We start from the raw sequence: 16,864 nt of genomic DNA, 5'->3' as shown, positions 1-16,864 counted from the left end.
TTGCAAGTCGTGTGTTCACCAGAGGTTCACACGGTATGCAAGATGTGCCCTAAAGGGCGGTATGCAAGATGTGCCCTAAAGAGCGGTATGCAAGATGTGTATTGTCTGCCGACAATACATCTTGGCAAGGGAGGCCCGCTGCGCGCCTCCCGTTGCATCCCTCCCGACCATTGACGCTCTCAAGACATTGAGCCTTTCAAACGTCAGCGAAACGTACGGACGTTTCATCACCGTCCAAGAAATCATTCATGCTCCCCTTGGAGCCTCATATCGATTGGAATACTGATCAACAGTTCATATGAAAATCAAAAGTCTTATTAATACATGGAATAATCGAACCAGCAGAGCCGAAAATTTGAAGACAGAATTTTGGATTTTAGCTTAAAGAACAACCATTGTGGATGGTTTTTCTTAGCCGATCGACTTTTCCTGCGCATCACGTTAAAATCACCTGTGGAATCAATAATAACAAACGAGGCTAGGAGTCTGAATGCGACCGATTGGAATTGATCTTTTTGCCGGAGCTGGCGGTTTAAGCTTGGGGTTCGAGCAAGCGGGCTTTGATGTAGTCGCTGCTGTTGAGATCGATCCTGTCCATTGTGCGGTGCATAAATTCAATTTTCCAAGAACTGCAATCATTCCTCGCTCGGTCACTGGCTTAAGCGCTAAAGAAATCCGCATTGCCGCAGGAATTGGCGGCAAAGAAGTCGATTGCGTTTTTGGCGGCGCCCCGTGCCAAGGCTTTTCGCTTATTGGGCAAAGAGTGCTCGACGATCCCAGAAACAAGCTGGTACTCGAATTCGTGCGTATAGTCGCTGAACTTAGAGCGCGCACATTCGTTTTTGAGAACGTTAAAGGCCTTACACTTGGTAGGCATAAGAGTTTTTTGAAAGAGTTGGTAGAGGCGTTCGATGATGTTGGCTATGACGTGCGATTGCCTTGGCAAGTCCTGAACGCTGGAAACTTTGGTACTCCACAATTTCGAGAACGTTTGATCCTTTTCGGGTGCCGCAAAGGAGAAACACTACCTGACTACCCAACGGCGCAGACCAATCTCAGCGCTAGAAAAAATCATATTGATGGACTGGAAAACGGTCCCACATGCGAAGATGCCCTTGACGATCTTCCTGATGCGGATCGCTTTAAGTCACTTTTGGGTTCAGACACAGTAAAAACCAGCAAATTTGGGCGGCCTTCAAAGTACGCTGCCGAGCTTCGCGGACTGTCGAATGATTCTTGGCATTTCGGCTATGTGCGCAGATGGGATGCGACAGTTCTCACGTCAAGTGCTAGAACAGAACACACTGATATTTCTCGCCGACGCTTTGCTGATACTGAGCCTGGCAACGTTGAGCCAATCAGCAGGTTCTATAAGCTTTCGCCAACAGGCGTTTCAAACACTTTAAGAGCGGGTACTGATGGCGCGCGAGGCGCTTTTACCAGTCCAAGACCGATCCACTACCGTTTTGATCGCTGCATAACAGTCCGTGAGATGGCTCGCCTTCATGGCTTTCCTGATTGGTTTAGGTTCAATATCACCAAATGGCATGGAGCGCGGCAAATCGGAAATTCAGTACCCCCCCCTATGGCGCGCGCTGTTGCGGCTGAAGTCATGAAAGCACTCGGCGCTGCTCCATCTAAGCCGCTTGAAAGCATCGATCTTGGAGACGCAAAGCTCTTATCGATGGATCTTTCCAATGCTGCTCGCTACTTTGACGTGGACACACCTCCGAGTCGTCGCGATAAAAAGAGCGGAAATAAAAAGCGGAAACAGATAGAAATTGAGGAAGAACGTATAGCTGGGCAGGTGGCACATGGCTAAGGCACCAGTAAATCGATACAGCTCTCTGATAGAGAAAATCTTCTTTGACCGGTATCAAGAAGGCGCGACAGAGCTTGAATTTGCACGAACAGATATAGAAGATGCGGCGGAAAAATTGGGCATAATACTCCCGAAGAACCTTGGTGATGTTCTTTACTCTTTCCGTTTTCGCGCGGCGCTTCCTGAAAAAATCATTGCTACCCAGTCCGATGGTATGGAATGGGTCATCGAATTGGCCGGACGTGCGATTTACAAGTTTCGCCTAGTCAAGATCAATAGAATCTTGCCGCGGGAAGATCTAGCGCGGATCGATATTCCAGATGCAACGCCCGAACTGATAAGAGCTTACGCTCTTGATGACGAGCAGGCATTGCTTGCTATTGTTCGTTACAATCGCTTGATCGATACTTTTCTCAGTCTTACGACGTATAGCCTTCAAAACCATTTACGCACGACCGTTAAGGGAATTGGACAGATCGAAATCGATGAGCTTTATGTCGGTATCGATAAACGAGGCTGTCACTATGTCATTCCTGTTCAAGCCAAAGGCGGTAAAGATCAGATCGGAATAGTGCAAACAACGCAGGATATTCGTTTCGTTGAAGAGAAATTTTCTGGCATGCGCTGTCGTGCAATTGCTGCTCAATTCATGGATGATAGCGTTGTCGCTTTGTTCGAATTAGCGCTGCAAGACGATGAGGTCAAAGTTGTTGAAGAGCGGCACTACAAGCTAGTTCCCGCGAGAAAAATCAACCAAGAGGCAATTCGCGATTATCGAGATTAAAAAGCAAAGAGCCGTCAGTTGCTCAGTCTGCATATTTGTCTGGGCCAACGAACAAAAGGCATCGCAAGATTTCCCAAACCGTCAGGAAATGATCGTGGGATATGTAGCCAAATTTTCGTAAATCGCCTGAAAAACCAATTTCATCCATGACATTTTCAAAGCAATACCTATTGTCTTCGGCAAAAATAACCCGAAGCAAGTCGCTCACATTTGCCCGGACTTATACGTTATAAGCCTACACAGCACGGCTTCAAAAACCTTGTCTTTTCGAACATACCAAAAATAGCATAATTATCATTGCATAAACTTAGGATAGTAGTCTAAAATCTTATCAAATAAGCGAAATTCAAAATACCTTCCTATAATGCTACTCGACTGAGCGATGTCCAAAATACAAATCACCACAGAAGCAGAAGCATTGCGCGAAATTTTGATATGGTCTCAGGATCGGCCATCATGGCAGCGCGATGCTCTCAGGCGGTTAGTCACACAAGGTGAGCTTTCGGAAGCCGATATCGACGGTCTTACCGCCCTATGTAAGGACAGCTCGGAAAAGAGCGATCCTCTGGTACAGGGACATATTAATGCTCAGCATAAAGGGGCACCAACTGTCGCTCTGAAAAATATTCACAATGTCCAAAATGTGAACGCGCTTGCTGAGGGACAAAAACTAACCTTCCTGCCGAAAGGCATGACAATTATCTATGGCGATAATGGCGCGGGAAAATCCGGATACGTGCGTATTCTAAAGCGAGCATGTCGTGCACGGACAACGCGCGGAAAAGAAGAGGCGCTACTTCCCAACATCTATAATCAACAACCGGGCCCAATGCGAGCAGGGTTGGAATACAATGCTGGTGCACAGGTTCAAAAAACCACCTGGCAAAACGGCTCTGCGACAGACGACTTACTGTCGGAAATTAGCGTCTTCGATTCTCGGACAGCTAATGTTCATGTCGAAGAAACTAACGATCTAGCTTACACGCCGTATCCGATGAAGCTGCTTGAGAGGCTCGTCAATGCATGCAAGTCGGTAAAGGAAAAGATCGACGACGAAATTTCCACGATCGAACAGCAAACACCTAAAAGTATTTCGGAACCTAGCTCCGCACTGGGAACCAAAGTGAACGCGTTAATGGTCTCCTTAAACGAGAACACGAAGGAAGACGATGTAAACAAGCTTGCTACGCTCTCAAATGAAGAGATAGCTCGTCTCGCCGAATTGACGGCGGATTTCACTCAAGACCCTGCCGTAACGGTAAAACGTCTTCGTGCTCACAAGCTGCGATTGGATGGCTTGCGTACGAAACTAGAAAACTTGTCCAAGGCCAGCTCCTCCGAGAACGCGGTGCAGCTTACGAAACTTGCCGAGGATCTGGCTATCAAAGGCGAAGCGGCGAAACTAGCTGCTCAAGATCTTTCCAAAGACGAGCCGCTTTCTGGCGTTGGTTCAGCCACATGGCATACACTTTGGAAAGCTGCCCGTGCTTACTCCACTGAAGAAGCCTATCCCGAACATGATTTTCCCAATACCGAAAAAGATGCGAGGTGTGTCCTGTGTCATCAGGAATTGACTCCTGATGCCGCGAGTCGATTGCGCAGATTTGAAGGCTTTGTTCAAGACCGTACGCAGCAAGAGGAAACAGCAGCCCGCATTGCGCTTGAAGATTTCAGAAAAGATCTGATTGGAAAGGTGCTTCCATCGAAATTGCTTCTAGAAGAGCGCTTATTCCTGGCAGATGAACTCGGAAATGAAGATTTGGCAGCAGCAGTTCGGGCATTTTTGCTTAAGGCGCAATGGCGGTTACGCTGCATTCTGCGTTCGAATGCTGATGCGCAAGTTGATGTACCACCACTCGAAGATACCGGGTTGGAGGATGTCATTACCTCACTTCAATCCCGGATTACGGCTCTCTTGGCTGAGGAAGATAGTGATGAGCGCAAGGCGCTACGTGCAGAACTTCAAGAGCTGAAAGACAGGCAATGGCTTGCCGGGGTCAAAGCCGATGCTATCGCAGAAATCGGCCGTTTAAAGGCAAAAACAAAACTAAAATCTGCTCTTAAAGACACCAAACCAGCCAGCATAACCTCGAAAAATACCAGCCTTTCGCAGGCTTTGATCACGGATCGTTTGCGAGGGCGTTTTGCCCAAGAAATTGATCATCTGAATCTTGCTGGTCTAGCTATTGAACTAACGCAAGCGGGTTCAAAACACGGCGTTTCTCGGTTTAAAATCAGCTTAATCCAAAGTTCGTCGCGCAATGCAGGCGACGTATTGAGCGAAGGCGAGTATCGCTGCGTTGCTTTGGCAGGCTTCATGGCCGAACTTGCGACCAACAACAGCCACTCTGGAATTATTTTCGACGATCCGGTCTCGTCTCTCGATCACTTGCACCGTGAAGCCATAGCTAAGCGACTCGCAGAAGAGGGACGCAATCGTCAAGTGATCGTTTTCACGCACGACCTTCCTTTCTTGTTTCTGCTTCGCAATGCCTGCGCTCAGGTCGATGATCCAGCTCAAAAAACGGAAGTCGCTTTGCGCCACATCCAAAAGAGGCAGGACACCCCGGGTCACTGTCGAAACGAGCCGCCGGAAAAAGCTCAAGATGCGACCACACGTCTGAAAACAATTCGTACCCACCTTGACAATACGCGCATACAATATGAACAAGACCCGGATGGAACGACTTGGCTTATCACAGCCCGCGGACTGATCGATAGCCTTCGTCAAGCCTGGGAAACGGCAGTGGAAGATGCTGTTTCTCCCGTATTGCGCACCTTCTCAAGCAAAGTCGATACAAAGGGTTTTGCGAAGCTTTCTGCCATCCAACAAAAAGATGCAGAAACGATGCGAACGCATTACGGACAATGCTCGAAAATGCTTCACAAAACGTCTGATGCAATGAATCCTGTTGCTCCAACTCCTGACGCCATTACTTCGGAAATAGAAGCGTTGGAAAAATGGTTGGCTGCAGTCACAGATCGACAGCGCAAAATAAAATAGAAGATAACCAGTTCATGGACATCCGGGCGGGCTCTTGCGAGCCAAGCCCACGTTTGCGGTCTTGACCGTTCCGGCTTCGATCCCTGATGCATGATTAGTGCCGCGTCGCGGCGCTTTAGTTTATCGGGGAAGCCAAGTGGCTTTGCCTCTTTCTCCCCGCAAGGAAAATAGACACGGACCGTGGCTCAGTGCCTTGCGCCCGCACCATCCGCATCGATTTTCCTTTTCCCCTCCCATCTCCATCCTCGACCGGAAGCAGGGTTGCAAGCGCAACCCTCTATTCATTCGGAAAGGAAAAGGAGATGACCCAATTACACGCACAGCCCTATGATATTTCAGCAACTGGCTTTTATTTCGAAAGCTATGAGGAATACCAAGCTAAAGCCACAAAGGCCGTAAATGCCTATGGCGATAAGGTCGAAGAGTTTGAGATCCAGTTTATCGATGGGGAAGACATTGATTGCGATCTAGCCAAGGCCATCGGCATCAAACAGGCGAATATAGATGACTTCTTGGAACTGGTAGTAGGGTGGGACGACTGGCAAAAGATCAATGTGATTATCGCATGTGGTGAATGCGGTTACGATTTCGATCCAGAATGTGACCCAAACCTCTTAGGCGTAGAACTCTATTTCGCAGACAGTTTGAAAGAGCTTGCAGAGCAGTTTGTTGATGAGGGGCTTTACGGCGATATCCCCGAAAGCCTGCAATATTACATCGACTATGACGCCATAGCCCATGACCTTGGAATGGAATATTCCGAAACGGAGATCGCTGGGCAAACCTACATCTATCGTTGTTCGTAAGAGGGGGATGAGATCATGACCAATCACCCCCAGCAATATGGATTTGACGCGCTCCTAGCCGATGCCGACACAGACAACAAAACCCTGAAGTTCGAGCGGGAAACCGTTCACTTGCCCGGCACCATGAGCGAAGCGATAGAGTTTCATCATCGCCAGATCACCCAACACCACGCCGCCATGCTGGACAATGATTTCGAAACCGCCATAACAATCCGGGAAGAAGCCCGCCAACTGGCACGCAAGCTCAATGGCAACGAACCCGGCATTATCGCCCATGACGATGCACCGGGTTGCGTTCTTGCTCGAAAAACCGCAACCGAACCCGGTATTGTTCCTTTTTGGGGGCAAGAGGGCACATTCCAGACGACAGCCGCCAATATGACGCTGAATGTCTCTATGGGCGGTATCTTCGGGATTGGAGCAACCGCCATGCCTTATCTTGGCTTCTCAGTCCGTGCAACGGATCAAGACAAGCCATTTCTAAGTTCAACAGGCTATCGCAGTTTCTTAGGCGTCTCCATTCCGCCAGAACCCCACATGGATGTAGAGGCCTTTGTCCGCCGCGTCGTTGAGATACATGTCAAAAATGAACTCAACAACCGCCTTGTTTCTATCGCCCAACAATATCACCCAAGTGATTGAGGAGGGTGCATGTGCATACTAACGTATTCAATTTTATTGCTTTTTTTCGATTTTTGCGGTAGATTAGGAATATCTTCCCCATACGTGCGCCCGCATTTTGCCCCGTGTCTCGCCTTGATTGAGCCCACACGGTCGATGACGCACGTCTTTATTTTAGATCTATTTCAACCGCAAGACATGCGGCTCTTGATCGGCTCCCACGGCTGGAAGGAGCCGCATGGGAAAGACAATTTCATGACCTATGACCGCGAGCGCTATCGCAAACACCTAGCGCCCCTTAAACTGACCAAAAAGGCCGAGGACACCATCCTCGATGAGCTTTGGATTCTGACCGAGAATCTAGCACGCCAATCCCGCACCGCTCCACTTTACCCCCTGCAATTTGCACTCGTTGCCGAAGCATTTGATGCAGTGGAACGCGCCATTGCGTTAGAATCCAAAGAAAACACAACGACAAGAGAAGAGGAGGAAGCATGTCCATAGCTGTCATTTACACCCGTGTATCCAGCAGGAGCCAAGTCAAAAAGGGCGATGGCCTTGCTTCCCAACATCAGCGCTGTGCCGACTTCGCAGACTACAAAGGCTATGAAGTCGTCGAATCCTTTCAAGATGAAGGGGTCTCTGGCGGCATTGCAGACCGTCCAGCCATCAAGCAAATGATGCAATGGCTCAGAAAACACCGCGCACAAGAGCCCGTTGTCCTGATTGATGACATCTCTCGTATCGCTCGTGGCGTTGAAGCCCACTGGAAGCTTCGCAAAGCCATAAGCTCAGTCGGTGCCAAACTGGAAAGCCCGTCTATCGAATTTGGCGAAGACAGTGACAGCCAGCTTATTGAGAATATGCTGGCATCCGTCTCTCAACATCACCGCCAGAAGAATGGAGAACAGACAGCCCATCGCATGAAAGCGCGGCTTCTCAATGGCTACTTTGCGTTTTGGGTGCCGACAGGTTACCGCTATACTCGCGTCAAAGGCCACAGCGGCAAGGTCATGGTACGTGATGAACCTCACGCCAGCCTGATCCAAGAAGCTCTTGAAGGCTTTGCATCAGGCCGCTTTCAATCCCAAGCCGGCGTAAAACGCTTTCTTGAGCCGCACGACATTTTTGGTCGCGACAAATTCGGACACATCCACCCGCAGCGCATCAAGAACATACTCACCAACAAGATCTATGCAGGCTACTACGCCTATAAGCCTTGGAATGTGCCCCTCACCAAGGGCATTCACGAGCCGCTAATTTCTTGGGAGACCTTCCAGAAAATCCAAAGCCTTCTCGAAGACAAAGCCTATGCGCCCACACGCAAGGACACCGAAGGCCTATTCCCCCTCAAGAGCTATGTCACCTGCGCTTGCTGCGGCAAGCCGTTAACCGCATACCATGCCAAAGGACGCAACAAGCATTACCCATATTATGAATGCTTCAACAAGGAATGCGACCAGCGCCGCAAATCTATCCGCAAAGATGTTCTGGAATCAGACTTCGAATCTCTAATTAAGAAGCTACGCCCATCCATTCACATCATGGCGACCATGGCGGCGATGTTCCGGGAAGCTTGGGACAAACAATCTCGCGAACTTGGTACCCAATGGAAGGAGCAGAAGCAGGCGCTTAAGACCATCAATGCCAATGTTAGCAAACTAACCGACCGCCTGATTGAGACTACAAGCGCGTCAGCCATTAGGGCTTATGAGGCAAAGTTGGAAAAACTGGAGACGCAAAAAGCGTTAATTACCGAGAATCTGGCCAAAAAGCCCGATCCGAAGAAAGACTTCGATCAATCTTTTCGAACCGCTATGGGATTTCTTGCAAACCCTTGGAATCTATGGTCTTCCAGCAACCCTGAGCACCGCAAAGCCCTCATAAAGTTGGTCTTTGCAGCCCCATTGCCATACATGCGGAATCAGGGCTTTCGAACCGTCAAAACAACAAGTCCGTTCAAAGCCTTAGCATCGATTTCAGAGGAAGAAAAAGAAATGGCGGAGAGGAAGGGATTCGAACCCTCGAGACAGTTACCCGCCTACGCCCTTAGCAGGGGCGCGCCTTCGACCACTCGGCCACCTCTCCGCCGCCCTGTTTAAAGACCCTGATGGGGTTAATCAACGTCTATTTTGTCATATGTTTGACATTTCCACATGAGGCTGTCTCGCAGGCTTCAGGCATGCGCCTGCGCTCACTGCGGGCATCCGGGCACCAATTTGAAGAAACTAAAACTTTGAAAAAACGTACAGATCACGTTTTAGTGCGCTGGGGTTCAATTTCCAGCACCGCATCAAAGAAACTGGCGAACAGCTCTTTTCCTTCGGTCTCGAGGTCCAGCTCCATGAATGGCAGCAGAGCCTTCTCAACCATGCCGACAAACAGACAAAGACACGAGAGCGCGGTGACCTTGGGGTCCATATTTGCCTTTAACTGACCCGCCTTCTCGATGCTTTTGAAAGCAGTGGCAATCGTATCCTGAAACATCTGATGCTGCTCAGACAGAAACTGATGCAGATCGCCTTCCTTGTCTGAAATTTCCATATTGTGAATGATGATAAACATCGCACGCGACACAAGACGATCACGGGCAAACACGTCGATCAGACGGTTGATTTGCACCCGGAACGCACTGGCTGGGTCGTCTTTGGGCAAACTGATCAGCGCCTGCCGAACAGGATTGAAACCCGGATAGGCATGATTTTCCCAAATGCCCTTGATGACGTCTTCCTTGCTTTGGAAGTGCCAGTAAAACGCACCTCGCGTCATGCCAGCATGAGAGGCGATCTCGTTGATGGTCGTGCGAGCATACCCCTGACTGCTATATAAGTCCGCCGCCGCTTCAAGCAGGGCAAAATAGGTTTTTTCTGCTTCTTCTTTCGTCTTGCGCGCCATGGTCGGGTCCGGTTGGTCAGTCTTCATTCAGGATGGCATTGCAGCAAAGCTGCCTAGCAAAGCCGCTTAGTTATGCATAGCAGCATCCTACAGGAAAAAACAACTAGACAAACATACATTCATGCATGTATTTAACAGGCTACTGCGGGCGCCCCCTCTTATCCCGCGTCTTTGTAATATTGAACGGACCCAAAACATGCTCCGAAAACTGCTCTTGATCGGCCTTTCTGCCTTGGCTCTTGCTGGCTGCAAGGATGGTGTTTTTGATGCCATTGCGGAAGAACCCGTGCAGGAAGATCCCTTTGCCCGCCCTGCGAAGATCACAACCGCCAGCAAGGTAGCCTTCAGCTTTTACAAAACCTTCCCCGGCGTGACTGCGGCGTCCCGCAATTCGATCCTGGCCTTTCGCGTGGCCGGGCAGATTTCTGAGCTGCCAATTCATGCAGGGCAGATTTTGAAAGAAGGGGACGTCATCGCCAAGCTTGACGACACGCCCTACAAAAATGTCGTGGCGCAGCGGCAGGCAACCTTCGATCTGGCGCAAATTCAGCTGACCAGAACCGAATCCCTGTTTGAAAAGAAGCATGTGGCAAAAGCAGCGCTGGATACGGCAAAGGCAACCTTTTCCGGTGCAGAGGTCGCCCTCAAGATGGCCAAGGAAGATGTTGGCTATACGGTCTTGCACGCGCCTTATGATGGCGTGATCGCCAAGGTCAATGTCGAACGCTACCAGAATGTGGCTGCGGGCGCGGCTGTGATCCAGTTTCAGGGGCGCGATGACATCGACATTGTCTTCAACGTACCGGAGAAGCTGTTGCTGCTGTTCAATCCGATCAGCAACTCGCTTGGCCTGGCTTTTGAGGTGCGGTTCGATGCCCTGCCCGATCAGAAGTTTCTGGCAACCTACAAAGAGCATGACGCCCTTCCCGATGCTGTGACACGCTCTTTCAAAGTGACGGCGACCATGCCGGTTCCCAAAGAGCTTAGCGTGTTGCCGGGCATGAGTGTCAATGTGCGGGCCGATGTGGCCGGTCTCACGGCACCCGAAGGCACCGGCGGTGTCCTTGTGCCGCTTGAATCCGTTTTTGAAGAAGCTGGCAAGCGCTGGGTCTGGAAGGTGGATCCGCAGAATCAGGCCCGCAAGACAGAAGTGGAAGTATTCGGACTTGAGGATGGCTCTGTGCGCATTCTTGAGGGTTTGCAGGATGGCGACCGACTTGTCGCCGTCGGGGTTTCCCATGTCGCAGAAGGCATGAAACTGCGTGCCTACCAAAAAGAACGTGGCCTCTAGGAACCGCTATCATGAATTTGACTGATTACGCCATCGAGCGGAAAACCGTCAGCTGGATGGTCACCATCCTGTTGTTGGCAGGCGGTGTCCTGGCCTTTTTCAATCTGGGTCGTCTGGAAGACCCCGAATTCACCATCAAGCAGGCAGTGGTCGTCACGGCCTATCCCGGCGCCTCATCCATGGAGGTCGAGGAAGAAGTAACGCTGCCGATCGAAACCGCGATCCAGCAACTGCCCTATGTCGACCATGTAACCTCCATTTCCTCGGCTGGCCTCAGTCAGGTCACTGTGGAAATGAAATCGATCTACCGCAAGAAGGATCTTGCTCAGATCTGGGATGAAATGCGGCGTAAAATCAACGACCTCGCCCCTTCCCTGCCGCTCGGATCGCGTCCGCCTGTGGTCAATGACGATTTCGGTGATGTCTATGGCATGTTCATGGCAGTCACGGGGGCTGGCTATTCCCATCAAGAGCTCAATGACTATGTCGACTTTCTGCGCCGCGAGCTGGTGCTGGTGGATGGGGTCGGCAAGGTTTCGATTGGCGGCGGGCTGGAGCGTCAGATCATCATCGAGATCAACCGCGCCAAGCTCAATTCGCACAATATTTCGGTGACAGCCCTCAAGCAGCTGCTGCAAAACCAGAATCTGGTCACCAATGCAGGCAATCTGCGCATCGGTACGGAATTTATCCGCATCAGTTCGACAGGCAATTACAGCAATGTTGAACAGATCCGCGACATTCTGCTGGGCCAGACAGGAGACGAGCTGATATATTTGTCGGATGTGGCCAATGTGAAAATCGACTATGTGCAGCCACCGCGACATGTCTATCATTTCAACAGCGAAAATGCTCTGACGATCGGAGTTTCCTTTGCCAGCGGTGTCAACGTGGTGGAAGTGGGGCAGTCCGTACGGGCCCGTCTCGCGGAGCTCGATTATACCCGTCCGATCGGGGTGGAACTGGCGACCATTTATGACCAGCCGCGACAGGTGGAAAATTCGGTCAATGACTTCCTTGTCAGTCTTGGTCAGGCGCTGGCCATTGTGGTGGTGGTGCTGCTGCTGACGATGGGGGCGCGATCCGGGGTCTTGATGAGCCTCATCCTGTTGCTGACCATTTGTGCCACTTTCATCGTGATGGACATTTACAATATCAATCTCCACCGCATTTCCCTTGGTGCCTTGATCATTGCGCTGGGTATGCTGGTTGACAATGCCATCGTCATCACTGACGGCATTCTGATAGGCATCAAGCAAGGTCTTTCCACCCGTGATGCTGCCAAGCGGATCGTCGGTCAGACCATGTGGCCGCTGTTCGGGGCAACGGTTATTTCCGTCACAGCCTTTGCTCCCATTGGCCTGTCACCAGATGCATCAGGGGAATTTACCGGTTCGCTGTTCTGGATCCTGTTCATCTCATTGCTAATCTCCTGGCTGTTCGCCATCACGCTGACGCCTTTTCTTGCCTCGGTGATGTTCCGCGGCAAGAAACCAACCAAAGACAGCGGTAACGAGAGCGACAAAAGCGAAATAGATTCTTCAGACAGCCAGCAACTGGATGATCCTTATCAGAGCATCTTCTATCAGATCTACAAGGGGCTGTTGCTGTTCACCTTGCGTTGGCGTTGGGTCACCACTTTTGTGATGATTGCCACGATGGCAACAGCGGTCTATGGCTTCAAATATGTCAACAAGGCCTTCTTCCCGCCTTCCAACCTGCCGATGTTCACGGCGGACTACTGGTTGCCACAGGGCTCCGATATTCGCTCGACCATCGAGGACATGGCTGCTCTGGAAGTCAAGATCCGCGCACATGAGGGCATCGATCAGGTGACGACGACGGTCGGCACCACGGCAGAGCGTTTCATGCTGACCTATCAGGGCGAGCGGTCTTTTGCCAACTTTGGCCAATTCATCATTCGGGTGAAATCCTATAATGACATGCCAGAAATTCGCAATTGGGTGCTCAATCTACTGAAGGAAGAAGCGCCGCAAGCCTTTGTCAAAACCAACCAGTTCCAGATCGGCCCTGCCACCAAGGCCAAGATCGAGGCCCGGCTTTCGGGTCCGGATCCGGAAGAGCTGCGCCGGTTGGCAAGTGAAGTGATCGACATCTATCGCGATGATCCCGATACCATCAACATTCGCAATGACTGGCGGGAACGTAGCAAGGTGTTGCAGCCACAATTCGCAGAAGCCGAGGCCCGCAGACTTGGTATTTCCAAGGCCGACATCGATTCTGCCATTTTGATGAATGTGAAGGGGCTGGAAATTGCCAAAATGCGCGATGGATCCTCGATTCTGCCGATCATCCTGCGCCCGCCTCTGAACGAGCGGTCGAATGTCGAGCAATTGAGTGACATTCAGGTCTTCAGTCCCGTGCTTAACCGCTATGTCAGCATTGATCAGGTGGTGCAGGAAATCGGCTTGGCATGGGAAGATCCGCTGGTGATGCGTCGCGACCGCAAACGCACCATTCAGGTCTGGGTGGATGCGGATCCGAATTCCGACACCAACAGCTTTGCCCTGTTCGAACGTCTGCGGCCTCAGGTCGAGGCGTTGGACCTGCCACCGGGCTACGAGTTATCATGGGGCGGCGAGTTTGAAGCCCAGTCCAAGGCCAACAAGGCGGTCTTTGCCTTCGTCCCTCTTGGTGTGCTGGTCATGTTCGCCATCACCATCATGCTGTTCAACTCGTTCCGCCAGACGATGGTGGTGTGGTTGACCCTGCCTTTGGCGGTGATCGGGGTGACCTCGGGCCTTCTGACCTTCAACCAGCCCTTCGCGTTCACGGCTTTGCTGGGCTTTTTGTCCCTGTCGGGCATGTTGCTGAAAAATGGCATCGTGCTGATCGAAGAGATCAAGCGGCTGAATGAGGAAGAAGGGCTGAATATGCATGATTCCATCACACGGGCCGCGGTGTCGCGTATGCGTCCGGTGACGATGGCTGCCATCACCACGGTGCTGGGTCTGATCCCTCTGTTGAGCGACGTCTTCTTTGCGCCGCTGGCGGTGACCATCATGTTCGGCTTGGCAGCCGCCACCATCCTCACCTTGATTGTGGTGCCGGTGCTGTTCTCCATCTTCTATGGTGTTTCCTACCGACGCGGTGAGACAATCTAAGAGCTGACCTTCAGTCTTACCGATTGGCCGGGCCTGTTCATTCAGGCTCGGCCTTTTTCGTTATGAGGCGCATTATTTGCAATTTAAAGTTCGTTTTTGTTCACATTCCCTGTGAAATGAACTTTCACCCTTGGCAAAAGGAAGATTCGAGCGCATGATGCCCACCAAAAGGAGCATAGTCTTGGATCCCCTTATTCCACGCCATTCTGACATTATGGAACTTGCCAAGCGCGACGGCCGGGTTGATGTCGACGGGTTGGCGGCTCATTTCGATGTCACGCCGCAAACCATCCGCAAGGACCTCAACGTGTTGTGCGATCACGACCTGCTGGAGCGTGTGCATGGCGGTGCGATCTACAAATCCGGCGTGTCCAACTATGCCTACACCGCGCGGCGGTCACATGCGGCAGCGGAAAAAGCAGCCATTGGCAAGGCAGCAGCCCAGCTGATCCCGGACAATGCCTCTCTCATCCTCAATATCGGGACAACCACCGAACAGGTGGCTGAAGCCCTTGTGCGCCATGATGGCCTGATGGTCATCACCAACAATATCAACGTCGCCAACATTCTGCATAACGGATCGAATGCTGAGGTGGTGGTGGCAGGTGGCATGTTGCGCAAGTCTGATGGCGGGCTTGTCGGTGAAGCGACCATCGATTTCATCAAGCAGTTCAAGGTCGATTTCGCGGTGATCGGGGTTTCCTCAATCGATAGCGACGGATCCCTGCTGGACTATGACTATCGCGAGGTGCGGATTGCGCAGGCGATCCTGCAACATGCCCGCAAACGCATCCTGGTCAGCGACTCGATGAAATTTGAGCGCAACGCCCCCGTGCGGATCGGCCATCTGGCCGATATCGACTATTTCGTAACCGATCGGATGCCCAGCGAGGCCATCCAGACCCTTTGTCGCGACGCTGAAACCGAGATCATCGTCGCCCTCCCCTCGAACAGCGAGAGTGAATTATGACTGCAGACCTCAAGGATATCTTTGTCATTGGTGGTGGCATCAATGGTGTAGGCATCGCGCGTGATGCCATTGGACGTGGATATTCCGTGACCCTTGCGGAAATGAACGATCTGGCTAGCGCCACCTCCTCCGCATCGACCAAGTTGATCCATGGTGGCCTGCGCTATCTGGAATATTATGAATTCCGTCTGGTCCGCGAAGCGCTCAAGGAGCGCGAAGTGGTTTGGGCCAATGCGCCGCATATCGTCTGGCCATTGCGCTTCGTGCTACCACATCACAAGGACCTGCGTCCGGCTTGGCTGATCCGCCTTGGCCTGTTTCTCTATGACCATATTGGTGGCCGCAAGGAGTTGCCTGCAACAGCCGACATTGACATGACCAAGGATGAAGTCGGCAAGCCGCTGAAACCGCTCTTCACCAAAGGCTTTGAATATTCTGATTGCTGGGTCAATGACGCCCGTTTCGTTGTGCTGGCAGCCATGGACGCCCGGGATCGCGGTGCCGACATACTGGTGCGCGAAAAGGTCATTTCCGCCACCTACGAAGGCACCAGCTGGAAGGTCGTGACCAAAAATCAGATCAGCGGCGAAGAGACTGTTCATCACGCCCGGATGGTAATCAATGCTTCCGGTCCGTGGGTCGATCACATCATCGGAGATGCCCTGGGCAAACCGGACGACAAGAATGTGCGTCTGGTGCAGGGCAGCCACATGATCGTGAAGAAAATGTTCGATCACAAGCGCTGTTACATCTTCCAGAATAAAGACGGCCGGATTATCTTCTCCATTCCTTACGAAGAAGATTTCACCCTGATCGGCACCACCGATCATGACTTCAAGGGCGATCTCGACAAGGACAAGGTCGCGGCAACAGAAGAAGAACTGCTCTATCTGTGCAATGCAGCCAGCGAGTATTTCGCCAAGCCGGTCACCCGCGATGATGTGGTGTGGAGCTATTCCGGCGTGAGGCCGCTTTATGATGATGGCGCGTCGGCAGCGCAGGAAGCCACCCGCGATTATGTGCTACGCCAGAGCAAGGAAGAATGCGACAATTCGATCATTCATATTTTTGGCGGCAAAATCACCACGGCCCGTATGCTGGCGGAATCGGTGCTCAAGAAAATTGAAATGAAACTCGGCCCGAAAGGCAAGAAATGGACCAAGGTCGCTCCTTTGCCGGGGGGTGACTTCAATGCCAGCGCCTTTGACGATCTGCTGGCCCGCCTGAAATCTGAGCATGGTTATCTGTCGGACCGTCTGGCCTATCGTCTGATGCGGCTGTATGGCACCAAGGCGTGGGGTTTGCTCGAAGGCATCACCGATACCGACGGTCTTGGCCAGTGCTTCGGAGCGGATCTGTATGAAGCCGAAGTGCGTTATCTGATCGAAAACGAATGGGCCATGACCGCGGAGGACATTCTGTTCCGCCGGACCAAATGCGGCTTGCATTTCACATCCGATCAAACAGCAGCCCTTGAGGCCTATCTAAAGGCCTATTGGGCGGGCAAAGCCTAGCTCCTGCCCACGGCATCCAAGAGATGAACCCT

General features: G+C 51.6%; 12 protein-coding genes, 1 tRNA gene and 2 pseudogenes. 12 read left to right on the top strand and 3 right to left on the bottom strand.

Translation table 11 applies throughout. The features are described from left to right. Nucleotides 1–490 precede the first annotated feature (490 nt). From FDK21_RS18010 to FDK21_RS20830, 7 genes and pseudogenes are all read left to right on the top strand, one after another. Entirely contained in the window at nucleotides 491–1,822 is a 1,332-nt protein-coding gene (locus tag FDK21_RS18010; protein WP_138150331.1) for a DNA cytosine methyltransferase, read from the top strand. Further along, nucleotides 1,815–2,606, top strand: coding sequence for an endonuclease (locus FDK21_RS18005; RefSeq protein WP_138150330.1), 792 nt, complete (start codon nucleotides 1,815–1,817; stop codon nucleotides 2,604–2,606). The genes FDK21_RS18010 and FDK21_RS18005 overlap by 8 nt, the downstream gene beginning before the upstream one ends. A gap of 382 nt (nucleotides 2,607–2,988) precedes the next feature. Continuing rightward, complete coding sequence (locus tag FDK21_RS18000) at nucleotides 2,989–5,610, top strand: AAA family ATPase (protein WP_138150329.1); 2,622 nt, start codon at nucleotides 2,989–2,991, stop codon at nucleotides 5,608–5,610. Nucleotides 5,611–5,912: 302 nt separating this feature from the next. Continuing rightward, nucleotides 5,913–6,416: an antirestriction protein ArdA gene (locus FDK21_RS17995; protein WP_138150328.1), complete on the top strand. Its 504-nt coding sequence runs from the start codon at nucleotides 5,913–5,915 to the stop codon at nucleotides 6,414–6,416. Nucleotides 6,417–6,431: 15 nt separating this feature from the next. Continuing rightward, a complete protein-coding gene (locus FDK21_RS17990; protein ID WP_138150327.1) occupies nucleotides 6,432–7,058 on the top strand; it encodes a hypothetical protein in 627 nt (208 codons plus the stop codon). A 234-nt stretch (nucleotides 7,059–7,292) separates the two neighbouring features. After that, a complete protein-coding gene (locus tag FDK21_RS17985) occupies nucleotides 7,293–7,541 on the top strand; it encodes a hypothetical protein (protein ID WP_171022144.1) in 249 nt (82 codons plus the stop codon). After that, nucleotides 7,532–7,972: pseudogene (locus FDK21_RS20830) on the top strand (recombinase family protein); the annotation flags it as partial. The gene FDK21_RS17985 and the pseudogene FDK21_RS20830, both read left to right, overlap by 10 nt. A 135-nt stretch (nucleotides 7,973–8,107) precedes the next feature. On the opposite strand, the gene FDK21_RS20825 reads toward FDK21_RS20830, so the two are convergent. Continuing rightward, nucleotides 8,108–8,287 (bottom strand): hypothetical protein, encoded by a 180-nt coding sequence (locus tag FDK21_RS20825; RefSeq protein WP_210238836.1) that lies wholly within the window; start codon nucleotides 8,285–8,287, stop codon nucleotides 8,108–8,110. Here FDK21_RS20825 and FDK21_RS20820 point away from each other — a divergent pair. Then, nucleotides 8,204–8,542 (top strand): annotated as a pseudogene (locus tag FDK21_RS20820) (recombinase zinc beta ribbon domain-containing protein); the annotation flags it as partial. The gene FDK21_RS20825 and the pseudogene FDK21_RS20820 sit on opposite strands and share 84 nt — an antisense overlap. A gap of 493 nt (nucleotides 8,543–9,035) precedes the next feature. Here FDK21_RS20820 and FDK21_RS17975 read toward each other — a convergent pair. Both FDK21_RS17975 and FDK21_RS17970 read right to left on the bottom strand, forming a co-directional pair. Beyond that, nucleotides 9,036–9,125: transfer RNA gene (locus tag FDK21_RS17975), tRNA-Ser, on the bottom strand. Between the two features lie 165 nt (nucleotides 9,126–9,290). Beyond that, complete coding sequence (locus FDK21_RS17970) at nucleotides 9,291–9,932, bottom strand: TetR family transcriptional regulator (RefSeq protein WP_210238835.1); 642 nt, start codon at nucleotides 9,930–9,932, stop codon at nucleotides 9,291–9,293. 196 nt (nucleotides 9,933–10,128) lie between these two features. Between FDK21_RS17970 and FDK21_RS17965 the strand changes: the two genes are divergently transcribed. The 4 genes from FDK21_RS17965 (at nucleotide 10,129) to glpD (ending at nucleotide 16,832) form a co-directional block, all read left to right on the top strand. After that, complete coding sequence (locus FDK21_RS17965) at nucleotides 10,129–11,223, top strand: efflux RND transporter periplasmic adaptor subunit (RefSeq protein ID WP_171022143.1); 1,095 nt, start codon at nucleotides 10,129–10,131, stop codon at nucleotides 11,221–11,223. Nucleotides 11,224–11,234: 11 nt separating this feature from the next. After that, nucleotides 11,235–14,348, top strand: coding sequence for an efflux RND transporter permease subunit (locus FDK21_RS17960; protein ID WP_138150323.1), 3,114 nt, complete (start codon nucleotides 11,235–11,237; stop codon nucleotides 14,346–14,348). Nucleotides 14,349–14,529: 181 nt separating this feature from the next. Further along, on the top strand, nucleotides 14,530–15,318 hold the full coding sequence (locus tag FDK21_RS17955) for a DeoR/GlpR family DNA-binding transcription regulator (RefSeq protein ID WP_280955311.1): 789 nt from the start codon (nucleotides 14,530–14,532) through the stop codon (nucleotides 15,316–15,318). Next, nucleotides 15,315–16,832, top strand: a complete 1,518-nt coding sequence (gene glpD / locus FDK21_RS17950; protein ID WP_138150322.1) for a glycerol-3-phosphate dehydrogenase — start codon at nucleotides 15,315–15,317, stop codon at nucleotides 16,830–16,832. The genes FDK21_RS17955 and glpD overlap by 4 nt, the downstream gene beginning before the upstream one ends. Nucleotides 16,833–16,864 lie beyond the last annotated feature (32 nt).

It is taken from the genome of Cohaesibacter sp. CAU 1516 (assembly GCF_005771485.1).
GTDB classification, from domain to species: Bacteria; Pseudomonadota; Alphaproteobacteria; order Rhizobiales; family Cohaesibacteraceae; genus Cohaesibacter; species Cohaesibacter intestini.
This window is presented reverse-complemented; position numbering and strand designations above follow the sequence as displayed.